General features: G+C 62.4%; 6 protein-coding genes. 2 read left to right on the top strand and 4 right to left on the bottom strand.

Features of this window, described 5'->3' with window-relative positions:
• A partial coding sequence (locus BQ8482_RS34365) for an alcohol dehydrogenase catalytic domain-containing protein (protein WP_165848827.1) occupies positions 1–305 on the bottom strand: 305 nt, incomplete at its 3' end.
• The gene (locus BQ8482_RS34360) at positions 305–1,492 is read right to left on the bottom strand and encodes a glycine C-acetyltransferase (RefSeq protein WP_123151621.1); all 1,188 of its coding nucleotides are present in this window, start codon (positions 1,490–1,492) and stop codon (positions 305–307) included. The genes BQ8482_RS34365 and BQ8482_RS34360, both read right to left, overlap by 1 nt.
• A gap of 293 nt (positions 1,493–1,785) precedes the next feature.
• Here BQ8482_RS34360 and BQ8482_RS34355 point away from each other — a divergent pair, with 293 nt between their 5' ends.
• Complete coding sequence (locus tag BQ8482_RS34355; RefSeq protein ID WP_123151606.1) at positions 1,786–3,858, top strand: putative bifunctional diguanylate cyclase/phosphodiesterase; 2,073 nt, start codon at positions 1,786–1,788, stop codon at positions 3,856–3,858.
• Between the two features lie 317 nt (positions 3,859–4,175).
• Here the strand turns inward: BQ8482_RS34355 and BQ8482_RS34345 are convergent, their stop codons facing one another.
• Positions 4,176–4,601 (bottom strand): MarR family winged helix-turn-helix transcriptional regulator, encoded by a 426-nt coding sequence (locus BQ8482_RS34345; protein WP_123151605.1) that lies wholly within the window; start codon positions 4,599–4,601, stop codon positions 4,176–4,178.
• A 122-nt stretch (positions 4,602–4,723) separates the two neighbouring features.
• Here BQ8482_RS34345 and BQ8482_RS34340 point away from each other — a divergent pair, with 122 nt between their 5' ends.
• The gene (locus BQ8482_RS34340; protein ID WP_123151604.1) at positions 4,724–5,131 is read left to right on the top strand and encodes a hypothetical protein; all 408 of its coding nucleotides are present in this window, start codon (positions 4,724–4,726) and stop codon (positions 5,129–5,131) included.
• Between the two features lie 149 nt (positions 5,132–5,280).
• On the opposite strand, the gene BQ8482_RS34335 is transcribed toward BQ8482_RS34340, so the two are convergent.
• Positions 5,281–7,326 (bottom strand): oxidoreductase, encoded by a 2,046-nt coding sequence (locus BQ8482_RS34335; RefSeq protein WP_123151603.1) that lies wholly within the window; start codon positions 7,324–7,326, stop codon positions 5,281–5,283.
• Positions 7,327–7,352 lie beyond the last annotated feature (26 nt).

Raw genomic sequence — 7,352 nt, 5'->3', positions numbered from 1 at the left:
TTGCGGCAATGGCCGCAGACGATGTGGCCTTCGCCCGAAACACGCTGGCCGATCTTGTATTCGGTGACCGCCGCGCCGAAGTCGGCGACCGTGCCGACGAATTCGTGGCCGGTCACCATCGGCACCGGCACGGTCTTTTGCGCCCACTGGTCCCAATTGTAGATGTGGACGTCGGTACCGCAGATCGCGGTCTTCTTGATCTTGATCAGAACGTCGTTGGGGCCGATTTCCGGCACCGGCACTTCTTCCATCCAGATGCCCGGCTCGGCGCGAGATTTAACGAGTGCGCGCATCATGTTGGACATCAGCCAATCACTCCAAGTTCGCGACCCACCTCACCGAACGCAGCCACTGCCCGGTCGATATCGGCGGCCGAATGGGCGGCCGACATCTGCGTCCTGATGCGGGCCTGGCCCTTGGGCACGACGGGGAAGGAAAAGCCGATCACGTAGATGCCGCGCTCAAGCAGCATGTCGGCCATTTGCGAAGCCAGCGCGGCATCGCCGATCATCACAGGAATGATCGGGTGGTCGGCTCCGGCCAGCGTGAAGCCCGCTTTTTCCATGTTGGCGCGGAAGCGCGAGGCGTTGTCGTAGAGCCGGCGACGCAAGCCGCCGCCCTGCTCGATCATATCCAGCACCTTCAGCGAGGCCCCGGCGATCGCAGGCATCAGCGTGTTGGAAAATAGATAGGGACGCGAGCGCTGGCGCAGCCATTCGACCACCGGGCTGCTCGCCGCCGTGTAGCCACCCGAGGCACCCCCCAGCGCCTTGCCGAGCGTGCCGGTGAGTATATGGACCCGGCCCTCGACGCCGCAATATTCCGGCGTGCCGCGGCCGTGCTCGCCGACGAAACCGACGGCGTGGCTGTCGTCGACCATCACCATGGCATCGTATTTTTCCGCGAGGTCGCAGACGCCCTGGAGATTGGCGATGATGCCGTCCATGGAAAAAACCCCGTCGGTGGCGATCAGCTTGAAGCGGCTGCCTTCGGCCTTCTTCAATTCCTCCTCGAGCGCCGCCATGTCGTTGTTGGCATAGCGAAAGCGTTTTGCTTTGGAGAGCCTGACTCCGTCGATGATCGAGGCGTGGTTCAGCGCGTCGGAAATGACCGCGTCCTCCTCGGAAAGCAGCGTCTCGAACAGGCCGCCGTTGGCATCGAAACAGGAACCGTAGAGGATTGTGTCCTCCATACCGAGGAAGCTCGATATCTTTGCCTCGAGCTGCTTGTGCTCTTCCTGCGTGCCGCAGATGAAACGCACCGACGCCATGCCGTACCCGTAGCGGTCAAGCGCCTGCTTGGCCGCGTCGCGCAATTCGGCGCTGTCTGCGAGCCCGAGATAGTTGTTGGCGCAGAAATTCAGCACCTTTTCGCCGCCCACCTCGATCTCTGCCGACTGCGTCGAGGTGATCACCCGCTCGGATTTGTAGAGGCCGGCCGATTTCAGCCCTTGAAGTTCGCTGTCGATATGGGAGAGGAATGCCGCGCTCATGATCAGGCCCTGTTGAGATTTGAATGGACTGTCGCCCCGCGCGGGCGAAAAATCCACCGCAAAAGCGACCGCTTCGGTGACGCGACGGCCGGTGGCCAGAATGCCGCCCCAGAATGACGCCAAATGGCGGATATTCAAATGCAGCTGCGGCGCGAAAGAACGCGATAACCATTTCGCGAGCTTTCCACCGCTGTCGCTATCGCCGCTCTGTCGACTTCCAGAGCTGTTAACACTTTCAAGCCAATGGTTCTCACACCTAAACAATCTGTCGGCGAGAGGGACCGCCCCAGAAAATGTCGCAGCAACCGGCGCAAACCATTTCGGGCAGGCTGATACTGTTGATCAAGGCCGGCTATTGGCTGGCGCTGCTGATCATTGCAGCCATGGTGGTGGCCTCCTTCATCCTTCTCCAGCAGATGATGGCTGCCCAGCGGCACGACGATACGCTGCTCGATATAGTCGGCATGCAAAAGACGCTGTCGCAACGCATTGTCTTCCTTGCCAACGCTGCAGGTGCTGCTTCGCGCAACCAACAACCGGCTCTGGTCACCGCATTCAAACAGGCCACTGCGGAGTTCGAGAGGAACTACGACCTTCTGCTCGAGCGGGTCGTCGCCGACCCGGCGTCATCGGCAAGGTTCGATCCAAAATCAGTCGAGAGCGTGCTTTTCGCCAAGCCGTTTCATCTCGATTACTTCTCGGTCGGGCTTATCGCCAACGGCCAACGCCTGGTTTCGGCGTTTGAATCACGACTCGGTATGGCCGATAATGGCGGCTACAAGGGCGGCGGCGAACGCGTTAACCTCGACGCTTCCATCGCCAATGCGACCCTGTCGGGCTATGCGGCACTCGGCCAGCGCATCAGCGCCCATGCCGATGCGCGATCGGAAACACTTCTCGATCTCCATCGAACGCTGTTCTACACCACCATCGGCGTCATCGTGCTGGTGGCACTTTTCATCTTCAGACCGATGTCGAACGCCATTTTGCGCAAGACGCATGAACTGATCGATGCCCGCAATTCCATGGCCTTCATCGCCGTGCATGACGGCCTTACCGGCCTGCACAACCGCACCTTCCTGACCGACCATTTCGATACGCTGATCAAGGGGGCACAGCGCCGGCGAGAGCGGCTTGCGGCGGTCCACCTCGACCTCGACCGGTTCAAGCAGATCAACGACACGCTTGGCCACGCCGCCGGCGACTATGTGCTGGTGGTGACGGCGCAGCGCATGCGCGATTCCTGCCGGGCGTCGGATCTCTGCGTGCGTCTCGGCAGCGATGAGTTCGTAATGATCCTCAATGGTGCCGGCGGCACCGAGGACATCAACATGGTCGCCAGGCGCGTCCTGACGCAGATCAACGAACCGATCGTCTTTCGGGGCACGACCATCCTTCCGGGCGCCAGCGCCGGCGTCGCCGTCTATCCGGTCGACGCCGACAATGCGCAAGATCTGCTCGTCCATGCCGACCTCGCGCTCCACTCCGCCAAGAAGCAGAGTGGCGGCAGCCTCTCATTCTTCTCCGAGGAGTTGCGGCATGAACTCGATTTCCGCAAGCAGCTCGAGCATGACATTAGGGTCGCGATCGCGGAGAAGGCGTTCCAGGTCTATTTCCAGCCGCAGGTTTCGTTGTCGAACGGTACGGTCGGCGGCATCGAGGCGCTGGTTCGCTGGAAGCATGCCGAGCGCGGCATGATCGCACCGGGCGAATTCATTCCCGTCGCCGAAAAATGCGGACTCATGCCGGAGATCGGCCGCATCGTCATCGCCAAAGCAATCAGCGAGGCGGCCGAGTGGAGCCGCGCCGGTGTTGCCTTTGGACGGCTCGCCGTCAACGTGTCCGGCTCCGAACTGCGTGAGCCCGATTTCGACGCCTTCCTCTTCGGCGTGCTGGAAAAAACTGGCCTGCCGCCACAAAAGCTTTCGCTGGAAATCGTCGAATCCGTCATTCTCGACGACGAGAAGACCGGCATAGCGGCAAAGCTGCGGCACATCCGCGCCGCCGGTGTTCATCTCGAACTCGACGATTTCGGCACCGGCTACGCGTCGCTCAGCCACGTCAACCCGAACGAGATCGACCGGCTGAAGATCGATCGACGCTTCGTCCAAAATATCAATGAGAACGACGACAACACCAAGATCGTGCGGGCCATCACCGAACTCGCCCGCGGCCTCGGCATCTCGATCGTCGCCGAGGGCGCCGAAACCGAGGCCGAGCTCGATTCGCTGATGGCGATCGGCTGCGACCAGGTTCAGGGCTACTCCATCGCCTTCCCGATGCCGCAGGACACGGCACGCGAATGGCTGGTCGCGCGGGCGCCGAAGAAAGCCAGGCTAACGCTGCTGCGGGGAAGCCGGGTGTAAGGCGCCAACTTTGACATGCCGCCTTGGAATGGCGGCCTGACGGGTGAGTCCGGCTAAGGTGCCGCCGACTGTCGCAATGGCGGCAAATTCTTCAGCGGATTGAGCATCGGCACCCCGAGCGGTGCAAAATGACGCTCGTTGTCGGTCAGTATCGTCAAACCGTGGACCTCGGCCGTCGCTGCGATCGCTATGTCTTCGAACCCTGGCCGATGCGCCCTTGCCCGATCAAGGATGGCCCCGGCGGCATGTGCGGCGCAAATCGAAGGGAAGAACCCTCTTTCCTTGGGCCACTGAAACAATGCGTTCGGCAGTTGGGATCAATCGACATTTGCCCGCAGCGCCGCCAGGACCTCCGCGAACTCCGCCAGCCTGTCGTCGGACAGCCCGGTCCGCAGCCGCTTGTCGAAGGCGAGGGCTGCCGTGCGCAATTTCAGGAACAGCGCCTCTCCCGCTTCGGTCAGTTCAACCTGATGGACGCGGCGGTTTTCCGGATCGCGGCGCCGGGTCAGCAGGCCTTGCGTCTCCATCGCGTTCAGATGGTGGGTCAGCGTCGCGCCTTGGATTCCGATCATGCCGGCGAGCTCGCGTTGGTTGGCCAGCTCGCGCGACTTGATCGACAACAGAGTGACCCAGACCGGCAGCGTGCCGCCAGCCTCGACCAAGGCGGCGTCGAAGGCCTGTGCGACAAGCTTTGCGGTGCGGGCGAGATTCATCCCGACTGACGGGCGGTCAAAAAGCGTCATGATCCGACACTAGAGCAAGGGAAATGCCGATGGAACCGGCCCTTGACTTTACATTGACATCTAATCATTCGATATCTAATCCTATGGGAGCGGGAGCGGTGGGGAAAGGAGGAAATGCGGTCATGCAATATGTCTACATCATCGTCCTCGGCCTTCACGTCATGGCCGGTGTGTTCTGGGCTGGAACGACCATCGCTGTCGCCCGCGATCCGGAGATTCGGATCGAACGGTTTTTCAGGCCGCAAATGGGAGCGGCCGGCATGGTCTTCCTGACCGGCATACTGCTCTGGTATTTCTTCCACAGCGGTTATTTCGGTTCGATGGAAATCGTTCTGGCCCTGGGTATCGCGACGGCCCTGATTGCCGCCGGCGTTCAGGGCGCGCTGGTCGGCTCTGCCAGCAGGCGGCTTGCCGGCACTGACGCGGCGACGGAAATGCAGTTGCGCGCGAAAATGACAAGGGGCGAACGCATCGCTGGTGGGCTGCTTGTCATCACCATACTTTGTATGGCTACCGCCAGGATGTTCTGAGTGGGGCCTGCCGCAATCATGGTTCAAGAGATCGTACGGTGTCTGGCGGCAAGCCGACAGCGTGCGCGGCGCGCAGATCGGACCGACGTGCCTGATGGCTCTCCGTGCGGAGGTTCGGCTGCGCGCCACCAATCAATCCGTAGTGATCTTCAGATCCGCAATCCGAACCTGATGCCGTCATAGACTGCTGCGTGGATGTTGCGAGAGGCTACCGCATCGCCGATGCGGAAAAGCACGAAACCGCCTTGCGGATTGCGCGCCGGAAAAATGTCGCCGCCATTGACCAGCCGCTCGTAATCGACCGCGCCTCCGTTCTTCGACAGCGGTTTCAGTGCGAGATAGAGATCATCGAGCGGCAGCGTGCCGTGCTCGACCACCACCTGATCCACCCACCGCTCGCCGCGCCAGCCGTCAGCGAAGTCGGAGCTGAGCTCCGCAACCAGTTGATTGCCCTCGCGCCGCACCGAACGCAGCCGCGTGTTGATGGTGATGGTGACGCCCTTTTCCTGGAAGGCGCGCATATAGGGCACGTGGTTCATGCCGCCCATCTCCGGGGCGAAGAAGCGTTCGGGCGAAACCAGCTCAAGCTTTGCACCGCTATTGGCGATCAGTTCGGCCGCACCCATGCCCTGATGGCCGCCATTGTCGTCATAGAGCAGCACGTTTTCGGCCGGCTTGATGCTGCCGGCCATGATATCCCAGCTCGAAGTGACGAGATTGTCGCCCGCCGCCAGCGGCGGGTTCTGCGGCAGGCCGCCGGTGGCGACAACCACCACGTCGGGCGACAGCGCCAGAACATCGTCCTTCTCCGCCCAGGTGTCATAGCGGATCTCGACGCCGAGCCGGCCGAGCTCGGCCAGCCGCCAGTCGATAATGCCGATCAGTTCCTTGCGGCGCGGGTTTTGCGTCGCCAGCCGCACCTGGCCGCCGGCCTGGCTTGATGCTTCCAGCACCGTCACCTTGTGACCGCGCTCGGCCGCGACACGCGCCGCCTCCAGACCGCCGGCCCCAGCGCCGACAACGACCACGTTTCGCTTCGGTCCCTCGGTTCTCGAGATGATGTGCGGAATATCAGCCTCGCGGCCGGTTGCCGCATTGTGGATGCACAGCGCCTCGCCGCCCTCATAGATGCGGTCGAGGCAGTAAGTGGCGCCGACGCAAGGGCGGATTTCGTGCTCGCGGCCCTCCATCACCTTCCGGATGATATGTGGATCGGCCATGTGGGCGCGGGTCATGCCGACCATGTCGAGCTTGCCGGTGGCGATGGCGTGACGCGCGGTGGCGACATCGGCAATCCGCGCCGCATGGAAGGTCGGGAATTTCGTCGCCGCCCTCACCTCGCCGGCGAAGTCGAGATGCGGCGACGACCGCATGCCGGTCACCGGGATGACCTTGGTCAGCGCGGCATCGGTTTCAATCGAGCCACGGATGATATTGAGGAAGTCGACCTTGCCGGAGCCGGCCAGCCGCCTGGCGATCTCGACGCCTTCCTGTTTCGACAAGCCTTTTTCGAAGTCCTCGTCGGCGACCATGCGGATGCCGACGACAAACTTTTCGCCGACCGCCGCCCGCACGGCGTCAAGCACCATGCCGGTGAACCGCAAGCGGTTGTCGAGCGAGCCGCCGAAATCGTCGTCGCGCTGGTTGGTGGCGGGCGACCAGAAGCCGTCCATCAGGTGGCCATAGGCCTCGAACTCGATCCCGTCGAGGCCGGCGGCCTGGCAGCGCTGCGCGGCGGCGGCGTAGTCGGCGACGATGCGCTCGATATCCCAGTCCTCGATTGTCTTGGGGAAGGCGCGGTGTGCCGGCTCGCGCACCGGCGAGGCGGATAGCACCGGCAGCCAGTCGGCCTTGTTCCAGCCGGTGCGGCGGCCGAGATGGGTGATCTGGATCATCACCTTGCAGTCATGCTCGTGGCAGGCATCGGCGAGCTCGGTGAGCCAGGGCACGATGTGGTCGTCATAGACATGCAGATTGCCAAAGGCGGCAGGGCTGTCGCGCGAGACGATCGCCGAGCCGGCTGTCATGGTCAGCGCCATGCCGCCTTTGGCCTTTTCGGCGTGGTAGAGCCGGTAGCGCTCCTTCGGCATGCCGTCCTCGGAATAGGCCGGCTCGTGACTGGTCGACATGACCCGGTTCTTCAGCGTCAGATGTTTGAGCTGATAGGGCTGGAGAAGCGGATCGTTGGTGGTCATCGTCTTCCTGCTGTTTCAAATTGTGC

This window comes from Mesorhizobium delmotii (assembly GCF_900149755.1).
GTDB lineage: Bacteria > Pseudomonadota > Alphaproteobacteria > Rhizobiales > Rhizobiaceae > Mesorhizobium > Mesorhizobium delmotii.
Note: the sequence above shows the minus strand (reverse complement) of the source record. Positions and strands in the feature narration are given on the sequence as shown.

What these genes read in the sequence shown, in the direction of transcription:
- BQ8482_RS34335 (WP_123151603.1), bottom strand. Translation starts at nt 7,326, where the DNA reads ATGACCACCAACGATCCGCTTCTCCAGCCCTATCAGCTCAAACATCTG.
- BQ8482_RS34360 (WP_123151621.1), bottom strand. Translation starts at nt 1,492, where the DNA reads ATGAGCGCGGCATTCCTCTCCCATATCGACAGCGAACTTCAAGGGCTG.
- BQ8482_RS34340 (WP_123151604.1), top strand. Translation starts at nt 4,724, where the DNA reads ATGCAATATGTCTACATCATCGTCCTCGGCCTTCACGTCATGGCCGGT.
- BQ8482_RS34355 (WP_123151606.1), top strand. Translation starts at nt 1,786, where the DNA reads ATGTCGCAGCAACCGGCGCAAACCATTTCGGGCAGGCTGATACTGTTG.
- BQ8482_RS34345 (WP_123151605.1), bottom strand. Translation starts at nt 4,601, where the DNA reads ATGACGCTTTTTGACCGCCCGTCAGTCGGGATGAATCTCGCCCGCACC.